Origin of the sequence: Brevundimonas sp. SGAir0440 (assembly GCF_005484585.1) — a bacterium.
Lineage (GTDB): Bacteria > Pseudomonadota > Alphaproteobacteria > Caulobacterales > Caulobacteraceae > Brevundimonas.
Window position 1 is genome coordinate 497063 of record NZ_CP039435.1, and the last position, 16903, is coordinate 513965.

Below are 16903 nucleotides of genomic sequence, written 5' to 3' on the forward strand. Positions count from 1 at the left end.
GCTTCATGTCCTTCTTCCCAAACCGGCCCTATCGCGACTGCACAGAGTTTGCCGACGCCTATTTTGAACAGCTGTGTCTTGCTTTCCAAACCGTATTGCCAGCCGCATTGTCAGACGCTGCCGCGCTGATCGAAAATGTAGTCCACAAAGATGGAAACTTGTTTTCTTGCGGTAATGGCGGATCTGCCGCGATTGCGAACCATTTGCTTTGCGACTGGTTGAAGGGCGCAGCTGTCGGCTCCGCGGTGCGGCCGCGGGTTCACACCCTATCTTCAGCTTCCGAGCTAATAACCGCCTTGGCTAACGACGTGGGGGTGGAGGAAATCTTCGCCCACCCGTTGCGCTCTTTGGCGCGCACTGGTGACCTATTGATTGCCATCAGCTCTTCTGGTGCTTCAGCGAACATCGTCCGCGCCATCGAAACAGCCCAAGCCACTGGCATGTCAGTTATTGCCTTAACTGGCTTTGATGGTGGTCCAGCGGCTCGGCTGGCCGATGTCTCCCTCCATGTGTCTTCATACAACTATGGAGTTGTGGAGGATGTGCATCAGAGCCTCATGCACATCCTTGCGCAATACCTCCGACAGTCTAACCTACAACACCCTGACACGCTGGGAAAGATTACTTTTTAAGAGATCAACGAAGATCGTCCAGTCGGCGGGTTAAATAAACCCCATAGTCGCTCTTGCCCGATCGCGATGCCAGTTCTTCGAGCCTTGCTCCATCAATGAAGCCTTTCTCGAAGGCGATCTCTTCGGGGCATGCAATCTTGAAACCTTGGCGTTTTTCGAGAACGCGCACGAACTCTCCGGCTTCGAGCAGACTGTCAGGTGTACCAGTGTCCAACCAAGCATAGCCGCGCCCCATTATTTCGACCGACAGACGGTTTTGTTCTAAGTAAAAGCGATTGACGTCGGTGATCTCTAGTTCGCCACGAGCAGACGGTTTCAGCTCCCGGGCGATTTTCACGACATCAGAGTCGTAAAAGTATAGGCCCGTCACAGCCCAGTTTGACTTAGGCTGCATCGGCTTTTCTTCAATGGAAAGAGCACGCATTCGCTCATCGAAATCGACCACGCCGTACCGTTCCGGATCATTGACGTGATAGGCAAACACCGTCGCCCCATCCGGACGCCCCATCGCCGAGGTGAACAGATCGGTGATGCCATGCCCGTAATATATATTGTCGCCTAGGATCAGGGCTGAGGGATTGTCGCCGACGAAGTCCGCGCCGATGACATAGGCTTGGGCCAGGCCGTCTGGGCTGGGTTGGACCGCATATTGGATCTCCATGCCCCATTGCGAGCCATCGCCGAGCAGGGCCTGGAAGCTGGGAACGTCGCGCGGGGTGGAAATGATCAGCACCTCGCGGATGCCGGCCAACATTAGCGTCGACAGCGGGTAATAGATCATCGGCTTGTCGTAGACCGGCATCAGTTGCTTGGAGATGACCAGGGTCATCGGATGCAGGCGGGTGCCCGATCCTCCGGCCAGGATGATGCCCTTCATGAGAGGGTCCTTTCGGAGTGCAGTTCGTGAATGATCTCGTCGACGGCTGCCTGCCAGGGGCGAGGCGCGACGCCATAGTCACGGGTCAGTTTGGCGGTGGACAGTCGCGAGTTTGTCGGACGCTTGGCCGGCGTTGAGTATTCCAACGCGGGAATAGCCTCGACTGCGGCGGTCGGGCCGCCGGTCCCCGCGCTGCGAACGAAGATTTCTCTAGCCAGCCCTGCCCAAGTGGTCTGGCCGGCGTTGACGAACTGATAGATGCCTGTCGGGGCGTCGGCATCTACGATCATCTTAAGGGCAATAGTCTTGAGTGTTTGCGCGATGTCGCGAGCTGAGGTGGGGCAGCCGTGCTGATCGCCAACTACGCGCAGTCCTGGCCTGTCGGCAGCGAGACGCAGCATCGTCTTGAGGAAGTTGGCGCGGTGTATGCTCAGCACCCAGGCCGTCCTCAGTATGACAGACCGCGGATTGCCAGCCCGCACCGCTAGTTCGCCGGCCAGTTTGGAGGCGCCGTAGACGCCCAGTGGCCCTACTGGATCGGTTTCGACATAGAGACCGTCTTTGGATCCGTCGAACACGTAGTCGGTTGAGACCTGGATCAAGGGGATCCCAGCCTCGCGTGTCGCGTCGGCCAGAACTGCCGGCCCCATGGCGTTGGCGGCGAAGGCGGCGGCGACCTCGGTTTCGGCCTTGTCTACCGCCGTATAGGCACCGCAGTTGACTACGGCGGCGAAGGGGGTAGCGGCGAAGGCGGCTCGGATTGAGGCGGCGTCGCCCAGGTCCAGCTCCGCCCGCGTCGGCACGTGCAGCACAACCTCTTTGGGCCAGGCGGCGGCCCGGAGCTCCAACCCCACCTGACCAGCCCCGCCCGTGATCAGGATGCGCACGGGATCAGCCATTGGCCACGCCGAGACGCTGGGTCGAATAGCGGGCATTCAGAATGTCCTGCCACCAGGACTGGTTCTCCAGGTACCAGGCCACCGTCTTTTCGATGCCTTCTTCGAAGGTCACCGAGGGTGTCCAGCCCAGATCAGAGCGGATTTTGGAGGCGTCGATGGCGTAGCGATGATCGTGGCCCGGCCGGTCGGTCACATAGGTGATCTGATCGGCGTATTTACCTTCGGCCTTGGGCCGCAGCCGGTCCAGGATCGAACAGATTGCGGTGACAACCTCGATGTTTTTCCGCTCGGCATTGCCGCCGACGTTGTAAGTTTCGCCCGGCGTGCCGGTCTCGAACACTGCTTGAAGCGCCCGGGCGTGATCGTCAACGAACAGCCAGTCGCGCACGTTCAATCCGTCGCCGTAGACCGGCAGGGGTTCGCCATTCAGCGCCCGGATGATGATGAGCGGAATTAGCTTCTCGGGGAAATGATAGGGGCCATAGTTGTTGGAGCAGTTCGTCACCAGCACCGGTAGGCCATAGGTATGGCCCCAGGCCCGCACCAAATGATCCGATCCCGCCTTGGACGCCGAATAGGGGGAGCGAGGATCATAGGGAGTGGTCTCGGTGAAGAAGCCGTCCTCGCCTAGCGAGCCAAATACCTCGTCGGTCGAAATATGATGGAAGCGGAACGCCGCCTTGGCGTCCTCATTCAGGCTGCGCCAGTAACTCAGCGCTTGGTTCAGCATGACAAAAGTCCCGACCATGTTGGTCTGGATGAACTCGCCAGGGCCATCGATCGAGCGGTCCACATGGCTCTCGGCCGCCAGGTGCGCGACCACGTCAGGCTTAAACGTGTCCAAAGCAGTGGATACGGCTTCATGATCGCAAATGTCAGCTTGAATAAGGCTATACCGATTGCTCGATGTCGCCGGCTCCAACGAACTGAGCATGCCAGCATACGTCAGTTTGTCGAAGACTAAAACCTCGTGGTTTGTGTGCTCAATCAGGCGTCGGGCCAAGGCGGAGCCGATAAAACCCGCGCCTCCTGTGATGAGGATACGCATCAAAGATCGCTCCTTCCGAAAGCAGCTAAGGGCATAAGCGGCTCACCGTCGTATTCGAAAGGACAGTCGAACTCGGCAAGGGTCGGAAGGGCCGCGTCCTTGTCAGACAAAATCGGTCCTGAAGCCGGTAGCGGCCATTCAATACCAATGGTGGAATCGTTCCACAAGATGCCACCGTCGCACTCCGGCGCATACACGTCGGACACCTTGTACGCGATTTCGACATCCGACTCGAGCGTAACGAAGCCATGCGCGAACCCGATCGGGATGTACAGCTGCTCGCCGCCCTCAGAGGTCAGCTTAGCAGAAACATAATGCCCGTACGTTGGTGAGCCCCGGCGCAAATCGACCGCATAGTCCATAACTGACCCGCGCACGCAGCGCACAAGCTTGGCTTGCGCATGAGGCGGGCGCTGGAAGTGCAAGCCTCTCAAGGTGCCTTCACCAGCTGAGAACGATTGGTTGTCTTGTACGAATCGAGCGCCAATACCAGCCGTGGCGGCGCTTGATTCCGAAAAGGTTTCCATAAACCAGCCGCGCGCGTCGCCAATTCGTCGAGGTTTCATAAGGATTGGAAGGGTGCCTGGCATGGCGTACATCTCCGATAGGCGTGATCCTGCTTCTCTACTGGTATAGTCTTGTCCATGCAAAGACAGCTATGGTTGGGGCGTATGACGTAGAGGTTTGGATCGTGTTCAATGGCATATGGCGAGCGATTGCCTTTCGAAGGGAGCGCCGCTTGCAGCGAGACAGAGCTCGGTTTGGCGCGATGGCGGCCGATCTAGCTCGCGTCAATAACCAATGGCAGCTGGCTGCCGAGGGTTATCAGGCTTATTTAGATCGTAGGCCTCGCGACAACGCAGTGGCGCTGCGGCTGGCTGTCGTGCGTCTGGAGGCAGGTGAGCTTGTTGAAGCAGAGTTCGTCGTAAGGGGGGTGTTGAAGGTCTCCCCTAACCGAAGCCGAGCGCATTGGTTGCTGGGACGGATACTTGAGGAAAGGGGGTGCATCGATGAAGCTCAAGATGCGTATTTGAATGCAGTCGCCATCGATCGACACGGCGAGGCCATCGCCGCGTTGCGACGCTTGTGGCGCGGTGACGAAGAAACTCAGAGGTCCGTTGTTGCGCCTGCAGCTCCTGACGGCTGCTACCTTGCTGCCAAATGGGACTTCATCGTCAACGCAAAGCAGGCTTCGTCCGCGCTCGTTAGGGCGACATTACTTTCGATCTTGGCCCTAGAGGTTTCTGAGAAGCGGATTTGGTTGATCGACTGCGATGTAGAAGAGGATGAGGCGATCGCAAGCCTAGCAATCACTGAACCCCAAATCCAGTTCGTGCATCTTGGCGATCAATCGTGGGCCAATGGCATGGAGTGCGCGGTATCGACCACCGCAGGTGCGGTGCTAGACAAAGGTGGAATGGAGTGGCTGTTCTGGGCCTATCACCAGAAGCCCGGGCTGGTCTATGGCGATCATGACCATGATTGCCGGTCCGAGAAAGGTGGCTTGACGAAGCTATCTCCAGTGTTCTTTCCAGCCGTGGATGCAGAAGATCTTAAATACACACCCGAGCCGCCTGTCGTGCTTGTCGGCCCAGCATCCATAATGCTGGCTGAACATCAAAGTGGTAGCGACATGCATCGTGCGGTGCTGTCAGCGGGCTTGTCTGAGGTTCCTGTCGCCCATGTTCCAGTCACTGTTGCGTCCATGCTTGCTGCGGGGGATGGGAGCCGTCCGAAGTCAACAAAATTAATTTCTAGTCCGTCTCGTTTTGTCGCCGGAGATATTCTCGTGGTTGTGCCCACGCGGGATATGGGAAACTTAACTTCGACGATGATTGAAAGTCTTTGGAGAAGAGCCAGGCGACCAGAGGCGCTCAATGTAATATTGATTGACAACCGCTCGAAGGACCCGAGCTCGCTTGCTCGTTTTTCTGACCTGCAGCGTCGCCGTCTCTGCGAAACATTGCAGATCGACGAGCCCTTCAACTGGGCGCGCTTCAACAATATTGCTGTCCAAAAAAATCCACGCCCGATCCTAGTTTTTGCAAACAACGATATGGAAATGATTACTCAGGGTTGGGACGAGCGAGTGCGAGAGGGTTTGGGGCTAGACGGCGTTGGATTAATCGGCGCTCGGCTACTCTTTCCGCACGGTGGAGTCCAGCACGCCGGGATCGCCCTCGACGCGAAAGACGGAGAGCCGCTGCATGAAGGACTCGGCGCTGCAGCATCGGATACTGGACCGGCCGCGCGCTGGATACGGAGGCGTCCAGCGGCCGCTGTCACTGGTGCATTCATGGCCGTTTCATATGACGTGTTTGTCGCTGCCGGGGGGTTCGACGAGTTACACTTTCCGGTTTCTTGCAACGATATCGATTTCTGCCTCCGCATCCAACGACTCGGGTTGCGCGTTTTTTACGATGGACAATTGGAGCTGATCCACCACGAGTCACTAACGCGCGGACGTTCTGAGGAGATCGGCAAACGCGCTCTGGTAGAGGCTGAAATGGCTAATCTTATGTCGCTTTGGCCTGAAGCGGCGCGGCGGGATGAGAGCCGTAGTCCCAGATGGCAGCGCCGGGGGTTACGGTTGTTCGCAGGAGAGAAAGCGCTAAGCGCCGAGCAGATTCAGGATTGGGTTGACCGCACGCGTCATGAGCCGGCTCAACAAGCCTCAGCAGACCCGTGCGTAAAGTTGTTGTAAGCGCGAACGATAAGCTGAAGGGCTGAAGACCTCTGCCCTCTCGCGCCCTCGCGATGAAAGTTCGGCGCAAAGGTCGTCATCGGCATCCAAGGCGCGAATACTCTGTGTTAAGTCGCCCACATCGTGCGGCGAAGCGGTCAAGGCCGCCTCGCCGGCCACTTCCGGTAGCGCCCCCTCTGTGGAAGTAAGTACCGGGGTCCCCAATGCCATAGACTCTAATACAGGAAGTCCGAAGCCTTCATAAAGAGAGGGGAATAAGGTCGCTCTTGCACCACGAAGTAGGCCGATCAACATACGCTGCGACATGTATTCATAAAAGCGAATCTGCTCGGCGCGCGGCCCACCTTCGCGATGTAACTGCCGCATAAGCGCGAGCTCGGGGTCGCTCAACCAGCCCTGGCCGCCGATCACAACCAACGGCCGGCTGACGCCGGCTGCTAGGTATGCCTCGACCACTTGGCCTAAGTTCTTTTTGGGCTCCACCGCTCCAAAGTGAATGAAGTATCCCTTCCAGTCTAAATTAAAGGTGCTTGCTAGCATGCGGGCGACATTCTCAGTTGGGATGGTCGTTAGCGCATCTGGAAGCGTCATGGTCTGATAGGTTACGCTCACCCGCTCCGCGTCGACCCCAAGAAGGCGGATCACATCCTGGCGAGTTGACTCAGACACGACTGCGATATGGTCAGCTTTGCCTATGATTCGGCGATGTAAATGCAGAAAAGCCCGTCGATCATGGAGGGTGCTGTGCGGAAGACGTAGGGGAATCAGGTCGTGGATTGTGTAAATATTAGGGATATGTCTTGCGTAGAGCGGCAGGGGCAATGTCCAATGCATCACGCTAGGATTTGCGGCCTCTTTAAACACGACAGGGGTCATGCCTCTATGGTCGCGGAAAGCGCGATGAGCTCTTGAAAAAAGCCTTTCTGCCGCCCAAAAGTTATCCGCATCTATCGGTGGTTGTGGCCAGATTACTTCTCCTGAGCGCCTTACTGGCTTCGCCGCGCGGCCTAGAATGCCACTCAGCGCCTGGGCACGTGCGACAGCTCGGCCTCTCAACAATGGGCTTTTCAGTTGCCTGTTAGGCTCTACTAGAGCCGCCTCGTTAAGGATGTTCTCTTTGGTGAGAGATGACGAAGGGCCATAAAGGACTTGGGTCTCGAAGCCTATTTGTCGAGCATTCTCTAGTAGGCTGCGAGCATAAGTAGCAATACCTGTTCCTCGCCGCAGCGCAAGATTAAGTCCGTCGATGCATATACTTGCCATCACTAACCTCGGGTCTATTGCATCGGCCTCGTACTAACTAAAGTGGTTCATTGTTGCCAAAGGCTGCTGCCACGGGGGCGGCCCTTGTCGCCTCCGCGGCGTGCCAATGCCAAGCGCTTCTAACAATAGCTTCCAGATCCAGAGTCGGCTTCCAACCGAGAATTTCGCGTGCCCGGGAATTGTCTGCCACCAAGCAAGCCGAGTCTCCGGGACGACGCTCCACCACCTCTACGGGGAAGCCCCGATTGGTAATGCGCTGGATCGTCTCAACCAACTCTTTTACCGTCGTGCCAGTACCAGTGCCCAGATTAATTGCTGTGGTTGCGCCTCCTTCCAGCAGATAGCGCAGGGCCCGCACATGGGCGTCGGCTAAGTCCAAAACATGCACGTAGTCACGCACCGCCGTTCCGTCACGCGTCTTGTAGTCGTTGCCGAACAGCTTGAAGCCTTTCCGAACACCCAACGCAGTTTGGAGTGCTAGCGGAACGGCATGGGTCTCCGGATGGTGGCGCTCACCAATCCGACCTTGCTCGTCAGCACCCGCTGCATTGAAGTAACGCAAAGACACAGAGCGGAAATTAGCGTACGTCGAATAGTCAACCAATGCCTGTTCGACCATCAGCTTTGAGCGACCGTAGGGATTCAGCGGCACCTGCGGGTGCGTTTCGTCCATCGGAAGGTGAACTGGAGCGCCATACGTAGCGCAGGTCGAGGAAAATACCATAGCCTCTATCCCACTCCGCAGCGCTGCCTCAATCAGGGTTATAGTTCCTGCCACATTATTTTCGTAGAAACGGCCAGGTTGCTTGATAGATTGGTTTACCTCGATGAGGGCGGCGAAGTGCAGTACCGCAATTGGGCGGTGATGCCGAATCACCTGATCCAGACGCGCAAAGTCGCTTATGTCGCCATGCTCCAACTCGCCCCATTGCACAAAGGCGGCATGGCCGTTCGACAGGTTGTCGTACACCACCGGCCGAAACCCAGCCTGCGAAAGTGCCAAACACACGTGGGAGCCGACATAGCCGGCACCGCCAGCCACCAGAACCGATCTACTCATTCGACATTCCTTGTCAATCTCTTCGCCGCTACCCTAGATTCATAACTCAGGCCAGGGTGCAAAATTCTTTCGCAGTACATACCTGTGCGTGACACCGCCCCCATCCCCCGCTATCTCGCGCGCGTGATGAACGAAACAGAACGCCAGTCCGAGGAACGCAGCTGGGAGACGGCGAAGACGCTCGCCGAGGCCTTGCCGTATATTCAGGTGTATGACCGCGAGACCGTGGTCATCAAATACGGCGGTCACGCCATGGGCGAGAGCGCCGTGGCGCGTCAGTTTGCGGCCGATGTGGTGCTGCTGAAGCTGATGGGCGTGAACCCGGTGGTGGTGCACGGCGGCGGGCCGCAGATCAGCGCCATGCTGGACAAGGCCGGGGTGAAGTCCAGCTTCGTCGACGGACTGCGGGTCACCGATCCGGCGACGATGGAGGTCGCCGAGATGGTGCTGTCGGGCGCGGTGAACAAAGAGATCGCGCACTGGATCACCATGGCCGGCAAGGAGGCGGACGTGCGCGGCGTCGGCCTGTCGGGCAAGGACGCCGGTCTGCTGACGGTCGAGAAGACGCGCCGGACCAAGCGCGACCCCGACAGCATGATCGAGCACGAGGTCGATCTGGGGTATGTCGGCGAACCGACCAAGGTGGACCCCAAGCTGATCGCCGGCCTGATCGCATCCGAGACGGAGGACTGGGTGCCGGTCATCGCCCCGATCGGCGTGGCCGAGGACGGTCAGACCTACAACGTCAACGCCGACACAGTGGCCGGCGCCGTGGCGGGTTCGCTGAACGCCAAGCGGATGCTGCTGCTGACCGACGTGCCGGGGGTCAAGGGCGCGGACGGCGACATCATCCGTCAGATGACGCTAGACGAGGCGCAAAACCTGATCGACACGGGCGTCGCCACCGGCGGCATGATCCCCAAGCTGGAGACGGCCATGGCCGCCGTTCGCGCGGGCGTCGAGGCGGTGGTCATTCTGGACGGGCGTCGGCCGCACGCCATGCTGGTCGAGTTGTTCACCGAGTTCGGCGCCGGCACCCTGGTGAAGGCGTCTTGATCGACCCCCATTCCACATCTCTTGGGCATGTGCGCGCCTGGGTGTTCGACATGGACGACACCCTGTATCCGCGCGAGCAGGGTCTGATGCGGCTGGTCCAGGCGCGCATCAACGCCTTCGTGGTCGAGGCCGTCGGGCTGGAGCCCAAGGCTGCGGCCGCGATGCAGCGCCAGTTCCTGGATGAGCACGGCACGACCCTGGCCGGACTGATGGCCAACTATGCCGTCGATACCGAACGGTTCCTGCGCGAGGTGCACGACGTGCCTCTGGATGGGGTCGAGCCCAATCCGCGTCTGGCCGAGCGGCTGAAAGCTCTGCCCGGTTGTTGCTTTGTCTTCACCAACGGCGCGCGTGAATACGCCCATCGTGTCCTTGAGCGGATCGGCGTCGCCGACTGCTTCGAAGGCGTTTTCGCCATCGAGGATGGGGATCTCACGCCCAAGCCCAATCCCGCGACCTTCCGCCGGATGCTGGAGCAGTTCGGCATCGATCCGCACCGATCCGCCTTCTTCGAGGACACGCCCAAGAACCTGGAACCGGCCAAGGCGCTGGGCATGGCGACGGTCCTGATCGGCGACGGCCATGGCAAGCCGATCGGGCCGCACATCGACCATGTGGCCCCGGACCTTCTCGACTTCCTCTCAGACCTGACCTTCAAGGACGCCGCATGACCGATCTGTCGCATCTCGAATCCGTCGTCGAGGCCGCCTGGGAACAGCGCGTCGAGGTGTCCGCCGCCACGCATGGCGAGGTGCGCGACGCCGTCGAGACCGCCCTGGCCCTGCTGGATTCCGGGCAGGCGCGCGTCGCCTCGCGCGGCGCGGATGGCGTCTGGACCACCCATCAGTGGCTGAAGAAGGCGGTGCTGCTGTTCTTCCGTCTGAACGACAACCAGATCATGCGGGCGGGCGCGCCGTCCGTCATGCCGCTGTCGGTGGATCATCCCGTCGCCATCGGTCCCTTCTGGGACAAGGTGCCCAATAAGTTCGGCGACTGGACCGCATCGGATTATCAGTCGGCCGGCTTCCGCTCGGTGCCCGGCGCCATCGTCCGTCACGGCGCGCATATCGCCAGGAACGTCGTGCTGATGCCGTCGTTCGTGAACATCGGCGCCTTCGTTGACGAGGGCTCGATGGTCGACGCCTGGGCCACGGTCGGCTCCTGCGCCCAGATCGGCAAGAATGTGCACCTGTCGGGCGGCGCGGGCATCGGCGGCGTGCTGGAGCCGCTACAGGCCAATCCGACCATCATCGAGGACGGCTGCTTCATCGGCGCCCGCGCCGAGGTGGCCGAGGGCGTGATCGTGCGCGAGGGCGCGGTCCTGGCCATGGGCGTCTACCTGTCGGGCTCGACCAAGATCGTGGACCGGGCGACCGGCGAAGTGTTCCGGGGCGAGGTGCCGGCCTATTCGGTGGTCGTGCCGGGTTCGCTGCGGGATCCCAATGGCGGGCCGTCGCTCTACTGCGCTGTCATCGTCAAGCGCGTGGACGCGCAGACGCGGGCCAAGACCGGCGTCAACGAACTGCTGCGCGACTGATCAGGCGGCGACGCGGACAGGCTGCGTCGCAGGCGTGTCGAACGTCGCGTGAAGCGTGAAGGTCGATCCCTGACCGGGGGCCGACGTCACCGTGATCTCGCCGTCCATCAGGGCGGCCAGGCGTTGACAGATGCTGAGCCCCAGGCCGGTGCCGCCGAACTTGCGGGTGGACGACCCGTCCACCTGAGAGAAGGGCTGGAACAGGCGCGTCAGATCGTCGGCGGCAATGCCGATGCCGGAATCGACCACACCAAGTCGTAAGGTCGTGCGACCCTCGCCTGCCGGCTCGCTGTCGATAATCAGGCGAACCTCGCCCTGCGGCGTGAACTTGATGGCGTTGGCCAGCAGATTATGCGTCACCTGGGCCAGACGCAGCGGGTCCATTCTGAGAAGCGGCGGTAACGGGCCGCGGATGTCGGTCGCGAAGGTCAGTCCGCGCGCCTCGGCCTGGGCCTTGAACGGACCCGTCAACCGGGCGGCGAGGGTCTCGGCTTCGACATCGACGAAGTCCAACTCCATCTTGCCGGATTCGATCTTGGTAATGTCGAGGATGTCGTTCAGCAGCACCATAAGCCCTTCGCCGGAGTCGCGGATCACCCCGACGAACTCCTTTTGGCGGTCGCTGAGCTCGGACATCTGCAACAGTTGCGCGGCCCCCAGAACCCCGTTCATCGGCGTGCGAAGCTCATGAGAGATGACGCCCAGGAAGTTGGACTTGGCGGCGCTGGCGGCGTTGGCGCTATCGCGCGCGGTTTCGAGTTCGGCGATCAGTTCGGCCTGGCGACGGTTGACGGCTTCCAGATCGCTGTCCTTCATCTGGGTGATGGCCACTTTGATCAGCAAGGCCAGCGCCAGAACCGGGATCATGCTGACGACCACCCAAAAGCCGGGCGTGCCCCACAGTTGTGCGAACAGCAGAACTACGACCACCGAATAGGGCGCCGACACGATCAGTGCCTCACGGGGCGCGGCGCGCATCTGGGTGAAGACCAGCACATAGCCGGCCATGAGAAGGGCGACGCCCAACGGCACGCCATAGGCGCCGCCGTAGATGAATGCGAGCAGCGGCGCCGCTGACCAGGCGATGCAGGAAATGGTAGCGGCCATCAGCTTGATTCGGCTGTGAAGCCCCTGATCCGGCAATACCAGCACACGTTCGGCGAACGTCCGAAGCAGACCTGACGCGGTCGCGGCTGCAAACCACAACACTGCGGTCGCCCAATCCGTGACGGTGAACAGGGCAACCGCCCAACTGGCGATGATCAGATACCGCATGTGACCGTCTGCAATCAGATGCTGGAGCAGGGAACGGCCGGGGTGGGTCTTGAACGTCGTCATCTTCGGATCTCGCAGGGCTGGGACGCAGCCTGGCCCGGCCTCCGCTAAGATACGATGAACGCTGACTTTTCTTTATCGAAGTGTCCGGGATCGAACATGGAACCGAACCAGGGCCGTTGGAGGCGGCCGTCAGCCGCCTCCAATCCATCAACCGGCGCGCTTCAGATCCGGCGGAGTCGCTTCGTCGGTCAGGATGCGGATGGCTTCCTCGACCGTGACCACGGTCTGGGCCTGGGAGCCAAGGCGGCGGATGGCGACCATGCCGTCTTCCGCCTCCTTGCGGCCGACGACGGCGATGACCGGGACCTTGCCGACCGAGTGTTCGCGGACCTTGTAGCCGACCTTTTCGTTGCGCAGATCGATCTCGGTGCGCAGGCCGGCGGCCTTGAACCTGGCCATCACGTCGCGGGCGTAGTCGTCGGCGTCCGAGGTGATGGTGGCCACCACAGCCTGCGTCGGGGCCAGCCACAGCGGGAAGGCGCCGGCGTAGTTCTCGATCATGATGCCGATGAAGCGTTCGAACGAGCCCAGGATCGCGCGGTGCAGCATGACCGGGCGGTGCTTCTGGCCGTCCTCGGCGATATAGGTGGCGTTCAGACGTTCGGGCAGGACGTAATCCAGCTGGATCGTGCCGCAGGTCCATTCGCGGCCGATGGCGTCCTTGACGATGAAGTCCAGCTTGGGCGCATAGAAGGCGCCGTCGCCCTCGGTGACGACCGGCTCGGCGCCGGCGGCGCGGGCGGCCTCGGCCATCAGGGTCTCGGCCTTGTCCCAGAACTCGTCCGTGCCGGCGCGGTTCTCGGGGCGTGTGCCCAGGCTGATATAGGCCGTCTCCATGCCCAGGTCGGCGTGGACGCTGCGGGCCAGTTTGATGAACTCGGCCGTCTCCTCGACGATCTGGTCCTCGCGGCAGAAGATGTGGGCGTCGTCCTGGGTGAAGCCGCGCACCCGCATCAGGCCGTGCAGCGATCCCGACGGCTCATAGCGGTGGCAGGCGCCGAACTCGGCCATGCGCAGCGGCAGTTCGCGGTACGACCGCTGGCCCTGGTCGAATATCTGGACGTGGCCCGGACAGTTCATCGGCTTGAGCGAAAGCTCTTCGCCCTCGACGGTCTCGCAGACGAACATATTGGGTCGGTACTTGTCCCAGTGGCCGCTCTGTTCCCAGAACTTCCGGTCCAGGACCTGGGGCGTCTTGACCTCGACATAGCCGGCGGCGTCCAGGCGGCGGCGCATATAGGCCTCCAGCACACGCCACAGGACCCAGCCCTTCGGGTGCCAGAAGACCATGCCCCGGCCCTCTTCCTGCATGTGGAAGAGCTCCATGGCCTTGCCGACCTTGCGGTGGTCGCGCTTCTCGGCCTCTTCCAGACGTTGCAGATGGGCGTCCAAGTCTTCCTTGGTCGCCCAGGCGGTGCCGTAGATGCGTTGCAGCTGCTCGCGCTTGGAGTCGCCCCGCCAATAAGCGCCGGCCAGCTTGGTCAGTTTGAACGCCTTGCCGACGTGGCGCGTCGAGGGGAAGTGCGGGCCCCGGCACAGGTCGATCCAGTCCCCCTGTTTGTACAGGGTGATGGTCTCGGTCCCGGGCAGGTCGCGGATCAGCTCGGCCTTGAACTTCTCGCCGCGCGCCTCGAAGAATTGGATCGCCGCGTCCCGCTCCCAGACCTCGCGCTCGAACCTGGCGTCGCGATCCACGATCCGGCCCATCTCCTTTTCGATGGCGGCGAAGTCGTCGGTCGAGAAGGGCTCTTCGCGGTAGAAGTCGTAGTAGAAGCCGTCCTCGATCGCCGGGCCGATCGTGACCTGGGTGCCGGGGAACAGGGTCTGAACCGCCTCGGCCAAGACGTGGGCGGTGTCGTGGCGGATCGTATAGAGAGCGGCGGGGTCGTCGCGCATGATCAGGCGGAAGTCGCCGCCCGTCTCCAGCACCCGGCCCATGTCGCGCTGCTCGCCGTTCAGTTCGGCCAGCACGGCCTTCTTGGCCAGCGACGGCGAGATCGAGGTCGCGACGTCGCGCGCCGTGGAGCCGGCCGGGTATTGGCGCACCGCGCCGTCGGGGAATTTCAGGTCGATCATGTGTCAGTCTTCAACTGGCGGGACCGGGTCGTATCCCGATCCCCCGAAGGGATGGCATTTACAGAGGCGGCGCACGGTGAGCCACCCCCCCTTTACCGGGCCGTGCTGGATCAGGGCGTCGCGCCCGTAATCCGAACAGGTCGGCAGGAATCGGCACTGCTGGCCGATCAGAGGAGACAGCGTCAGCTTGTAGCCCCGATGGGCCGCGCGCACGCTGCGTTCATAGAGAGACATATGTCCCTTTGCCGGGGTTGATGGGGCCGGGGGCTTGAGAGGTTCGCCGCGCTTATCCCCTGTCATCGCAGGGGGATCAACCGGTCGTGCCCGTCAGGCCGCGCCGGCGAGGCGAGTTCGGGCGGCCAAGGCATTGTTCACCGCCTCCAGCGTCGCTTCGATGGAGACGAGGGTGGAGGCGTGCCGGGCGGGGTAGTCGGCGACCTGTTTCAGCAGGCGCAAGTCCTCGAACCGGCCGACGGGGCCCTTGCCGCCGGATTTCAGCATGGCGATCATGGCGTCGCGGGCGTCCTTGAGATCATCGACCGACGCGCCGATCACAGACTGACCCAGCGCCCCGGCGGCGGCCTGGCCGAGGGCGCAGGCTTTTACGTCCTGGGCGAAGTCGGCGATGCGGCCCGCTTCGTCCAGGGTGACATCGACCGTCGCGCGCGACCCGCACAGTTTCGCCACCCGTTCCCCGGTGCCCTGCGGCGCCGGCAGACGCCCCGCATGCGGCAGGTTCGCCGCCAGCGACAGGATGCGCGCGCTGTAGAGGTCGTCGATCATGGGGCGAAGATAGGCGCTCAATCCTCCCCCGTGAAGCGCAGCCTGATGGGGGGATTACAGCGTCAGGACGAGACGCCCATCGGATCGGACTTCTAAAGTCGCATCCGCATAGTCCGCCAGAGTGGGATGATCGGTCTCCAGCGGATGGGTCCAGGCGGCGGTGACGACCAGCACATCGGCGCCGGCCGCTTCGCCCGCCTTGATGCCGGCCTCGGCGTCCTCGAAGACCAGGCAGTCGGCGATGTCGAAGCCCAGGGTCGCTGCGGCCTTCAGATAGCCCGCGGGGTCGGGCTTGCCGCGTTCGACGTCCTCGGCAGTGATCACCACGGCGGGCGGGGTCACGCCTGCGGCCCTAAGACGGGCGCGCGCCAAGGGGACCGAGGCGGAGGTGACCACGGCCCAGCGGTCGGGCGGCAGGCGTTTGACGAAGTCGACGGCACCGGGGATGGGGGCGACGCCGTCCACGTCCTCGATCTCGCCGCGTTCGACCCAGGCGACCTCGGCGTCCAGGTCGATATCGGGCAGGTTCTGGCGACGAATGGTGTCGATGGCGCGCACGCCGTGGATGGTGGGAACGAAGGCGGCGACATCCAGCCCATGGCGCTCGGCCCAGCGGGTCCAGACGCGCTCGGCGGCCAGGGTCGAGGTAATCAGGGTGCCGTCCATGTCGAACAGGAAGGCCTGATAGGCGCGGGACGGGGGGAGGGCGGTCATGGCCTCATCCACCATGCGGGCGGTCAGACCGCAACGGGCGGATCAGCCGCCTTGCAGGGAGTTCCAGGTGCGGGCGGTGTCGGTCGCAGGTGACGCGGTCGCCGCGCCGTTGCCGGACGTCGTCGCGCCGCCCGTGCTGCGCGAACGCAGCCATTGCAGGTTCTGCTCGGCCTGTTCGGGCGGCAGTTCGCGTCGAAGGATCTGTTCGGCCTCGCCCATCTTGCCCTGAAGGCCCAGCACCATGGCCAGGTTCTGGCGCACCTTGGCCGAGGCGGTCGGCTGAGCCACGGCGCGGCGCAGCAGGGTCTCGGCGCCCGGCGCATCGCCATGCGTCAGGGCGGCGGTGGCCGCATTGGTCAGGACATCGGGGTTGTCGGGCGACAGAGCCAGGGCCTGGTTCCAGGCGGCGCGGGCGTCGTCGGTGCGACGCACCTGCTCATAGGCTACGCCCAGCAGGGAGTAGGGTCGCCAATCGCGCGGCGCCAGGTCGCGCGCCTGCTCCAGCGGCGCGACGCCGTAAAAGGCCTGGCCGCGCGCGATGTGGGCGCGGCCCAGCTCCAGCAGGGCGTCCAGATTGTTGGGCTGGATCGTCAATGTCGCCTGGGCGGCCTCGGCTGCCTGATCGTATCGACCCAGCTCACGCAGGGCCTGGGCCAGTTTCACGCCCGCCACGGCGTCGGTCGGATCGGCCTGCTGCTCCGAGGCCCAGAAGACCGAGCGCGAGAGGGCGTCCATCCGGTCATAGGTGGCGCGCACCGCAGCGGACGACGGCGCGCGAGCCTGGGCCGCGGTCGCCGCCGTCGGATCGGCCGCCAGCGTCGGCGTGCCGGACAGGGCGATCAGGGCGACGGTTGCGAGAAGGGCGGGCATGCGCGACATGGGTCAGGTCCAGACGGTCCTAGAGGTCTCACCCCTA

Annotated in this window: 17 protein-coding genes; 5 read left to right on the plus strand and 12 right to left on the minus strand. The window is 62.2% G+C overall.

Going from position 1 to position 16903, the window contains the following annotated elements; translation table 11 throughout:
- Positions 1-5: 5 nt before the first annotated feature.
- Positions 6-632, plus strand: a complete 627-nt coding sequence (locus E7T10_RS02325; RefSeq protein WP_137720555.1) for an SIS domain-containing protein — start codon at positions 6-8, stop codon at positions 630-632.
- 4 nt (positions 633-636) lie between these two features.
- Here E7T10_RS02325 and rfbA read toward each other — a convergent pair whose 3' ends face one another.
- Genes rfbA through rfbC form a run of 4 tightly spaced genes read right to left on the minus strand, consistent with a single transcriptional unit; the run spans position 637 to position 4046 of the window.
- Positions 637-1509 carry a glucose-1-phosphate thymidylyltransferase RfbA gene (gene rfbA / locus E7T10_RS02330; protein WP_137720556.1) on the minus strand — a complete coding sequence of 291 codons (873 nt, stop codon included), beginning with the start codon at positions 1507-1509 and terminating at the stop codon, positions 637-639.
- Positions 1506-2408, minus strand: a complete 903-nt coding sequence (gene rfbD, locus E7T10_RS02335) for a dTDP-4-dehydrorhamnose reductase (protein ID WP_137720557.1) — start codon at positions 2406-2408, stop codon at positions 1506-1508. The genes rfbA and rfbD overlap by 4 nt, the downstream gene beginning before the upstream one ends.
- Complete coding sequence (rfbB, locus tag E7T10_RS02340) at positions 2401-3456, minus strand: dTDP-glucose 4,6-dehydratase (protein ID WP_137720558.1); 1056 nt, start codon at positions 3454-3456, stop codon at positions 2401-2403. The genes rfbD and rfbB overlap by 8 nt, the downstream gene beginning before the upstream one ends.
- Positions 3456-4046 (minus strand): dTDP-4-dehydrorhamnose 3,5-epimerase, encoded by a 591-nt coding sequence (rfbC, locus tag E7T10_RS02345; protein ID WP_137720559.1) that lies wholly within the window; start codon positions 4044-4046, stop codon positions 3456-3458. Before rfbC ends, rfbB begins: the two co-directional genes overlap by 1 nt.
- A gap of 20 nt (positions 4047-4066) precedes the next feature.
- Between rfbC and E7T10_RS02350 the strand changes: the two genes are divergently transcribed.
- On the plus strand, positions 4067-6160 hold the full coding sequence (locus E7T10_RS02350; RefSeq protein WP_137720560.1) for a hypothetical protein: 2094 nt from the start codon (positions 4067-4069) through the stop codon (positions 6158-6160).
- Here E7T10_RS02350 and E7T10_RS02355 read toward each other — a convergent pair.
- Positions 6131-7423 (minus strand): glycosyltransferase family 1 protein, encoded by a 1293-nt coding sequence (locus E7T10_RS02355; RefSeq protein WP_246846134.1) that lies wholly within the window; start codon positions 7421-7423, stop codon positions 6131-6133. The two genes, E7T10_RS02350 and E7T10_RS02355, sit on opposite strands and share 30 nt — an antisense overlap.
- A gap of 37 nt (positions 7424-7460) precedes the next feature.
- A complete protein-coding gene (galE, locus tag E7T10_RS02360) occupies positions 7461-8483 on the minus strand; it encodes a UDP-glucose 4-epimerase GalE (protein ID WP_137720562.1) in 1023 nt (340 codons plus the stop codon).
- Between the two features lie 126 nt (positions 8484-8609).
- On the opposite strand from galE, the gene argB reads away from it, so the two are divergent.
- From argB to dapD, 3 genes are read left to right on the plus strand one after another with little or no spacing between them, the layout of a single operon-like run.
- Positions 8610-9539 (plus strand): acetylglutamate kinase, encoded by a 930-nt coding sequence (argB, locus tag E7T10_RS02365; protein ID WP_017506718.1) that lies wholly within the window; start codon positions 8610-8612, stop codon positions 9537-9539.
- Complete coding sequence (locus E7T10_RS02370) at positions 9536-10210, plus strand: pyrimidine 5'-nucleotidase (protein ID WP_246846080.1); 675 nt, start codon at positions 9536-9538, stop codon at positions 10208-10210. The genes argB and E7T10_RS02370 overlap by 4 nt, the downstream gene beginning before the upstream one ends.
- Positions 10207-11076 carry a 2,3,4,5-tetrahydropyridine-2,6-dicarboxylate N-succinyltransferase gene (gene dapD / locus E7T10_RS02375; protein WP_137720563.1) on the plus strand — a complete coding sequence of 290 codons (870 nt, stop codon included), beginning with the start codon at positions 10207-10209 and terminating at the stop codon, positions 11074-11076. The genes E7T10_RS02370 and dapD overlap by 4 nt, the downstream gene beginning before the upstream one ends.
- Here the strand turns inward: dapD and E7T10_RS02380 are convergent, their stop codons facing one another.
- The 6 genes from E7T10_RS02380 to E7T10_RS02405 form a co-directional block, all read right to left on the minus strand.
- On the minus strand, positions 11077-12414 hold the full coding sequence (locus tag E7T10_RS02380) for a HAMP domain-containing sensor histidine kinase (RefSeq protein WP_137720564.1): 1338 nt from the start codon (positions 12412-12414) through the stop codon (positions 11077-11079).
- Between the two features lie 147 nt (positions 12415-12561).
- The gene (thrS, locus tag E7T10_RS02385) at positions 12562-14490 is read right to left on the minus strand and encodes a threonine--tRNA ligase (RefSeq protein ID WP_137720565.1); all 1929 of its coding nucleotides are present in this window, start codon (positions 14488-14490) and stop codon (positions 12562-12564) included.
- Between the two features lie 3 nt (positions 14491-14493).
- Positions 14494-14724, minus strand: coding sequence for a membrane protein insertion efficiency factor YidD (gene yidD / locus E7T10_RS02390; protein ID WP_137720566.1), 231 nt, complete (start codon positions 14722-14724; stop codon positions 14494-14496).
- 93 nt (positions 14725-14817) lie between these two features.
- Positions 14818-15273 carry an iron-sulfur cluster assembly scaffold protein gene (locus E7T10_RS02395; protein ID WP_137722534.1) on the minus strand — a complete coding sequence of 152 codons (456 nt, stop codon included), beginning with the start codon at positions 15271-15273 and terminating at the stop codon, positions 14818-14820.
- A gap of 54 nt (positions 15274-15327) precedes the next feature.
- On the minus strand, positions 15328-15987 hold the full coding sequence (locus E7T10_RS02400) for an HAD-IA family hydrolase (protein ID WP_210416137.1): 660 nt from the start codon (positions 15985-15987) through the stop codon (positions 15328-15330).
- 42 nt (positions 15988-16029) lie between these two features.
- Positions 16030-16866, minus strand: a complete 837-nt coding sequence (locus E7T10_RS02405) for a tetratricopeptide repeat protein (protein ID WP_137720568.1) — start codon at positions 16864-16866, stop codon at positions 16030-16032.
- Positions 16867-16903: the final 37 nt, after the last annotated feature.

Coding starts and splice junctions, on each gene's coding strand:
- rfbA (WP_137720556.1), bottom strand. CDS start 1,509: ATGAAGGGCATCATCCTGGCCGGAGGATCGGGCACCCGCCTGCATCCG.
- E7T10_RS02395 (WP_137722534.1), bottom strand. CDS start 15,273: ATGATCGACGACCTCTACAGCGCGCGCATCCTGTCGCTGGCGGCGAAC.
- dapD (WP_137720563.1), top strand. CDS start 10,207: ATGACCGATCTGTCGCATCTCGAATCCGTCGTCGAGGCCGCCTGGGAA.
- E7T10_RS02380 (WP_137720564.1), bottom strand. CDS start 12,414: ATGACGACGTTCAAGACCCACCCCGGCCGTTCCCTGCTCCAGCATCTG.
- galE (WP_137720562.1), bottom strand. CDS start 8,483: ATGAGTAGATCGGTTCTGGTGGCTGGCGGTGCCGGCTATGTCGGCTCC.
- E7T10_RS02405 (WP_137720568.1), bottom strand. CDS start 16,866: ATGTCGCGCATGCCCGCCCTTCTCGCAACCGTCGCCCTGATCGCCCTG.
- argB (WP_017506718.1), top strand. CDS start 8,610: ATGAACGAAACAGAACGCCAGTCCGAGGAACGCAGCTGGGAGACGGCG.
- rfbB (WP_137720558.1), bottom strand. CDS start 3,456: ATGCGTATCCTCATCACAGGAGGCGCGGGTTTTATCGGCTCCGCCTTG.
- rfbD (WP_137720557.1), bottom strand. CDS start 2,408: ATGGCTGATCCCGTGCGCATCCTGATCACGGGCGGGGCTGGTCAGGTG.
- E7T10_RS02325 (WP_137720555.1), top strand. CDS start 6: ATGTCCTTCTTCCCAAACCGGCCCTATCGCGACTGCACAGAGTTTGCC.
- E7T10_RS02355 (WP_246846134.1), bottom strand. CDS start 7,423: ATGGCAAGTATATGCATCGACGGACTTAATCTTGCGCTGCGGCGAGGA.
- rfbC (WP_137720559.1), bottom strand. CDS start 4,046: ATGCCAGGCACCCTTCCAATCCTTATGAAACCTCGACGAATTGGCGAC.
- thrS (WP_137720565.1), bottom strand. CDS start 14,490: ATGATCGACCTGAAATTCCCCGACGGCGCGGTGCGCCAATACCCGGCC.
- E7T10_RS02400 (WP_210416137.1), bottom strand. CDS start 15,987: ATGACCGCCCTCCCCCCGTCCCGCGCCTATCAGGCCTTCCTGTTCGAC.
- yidD (WP_137720566.1), bottom strand. CDS start 14,724: ATGTCTCTCTATGAACGCAGCGTGCGCGCGGCCCATCGGGGCTACAAG.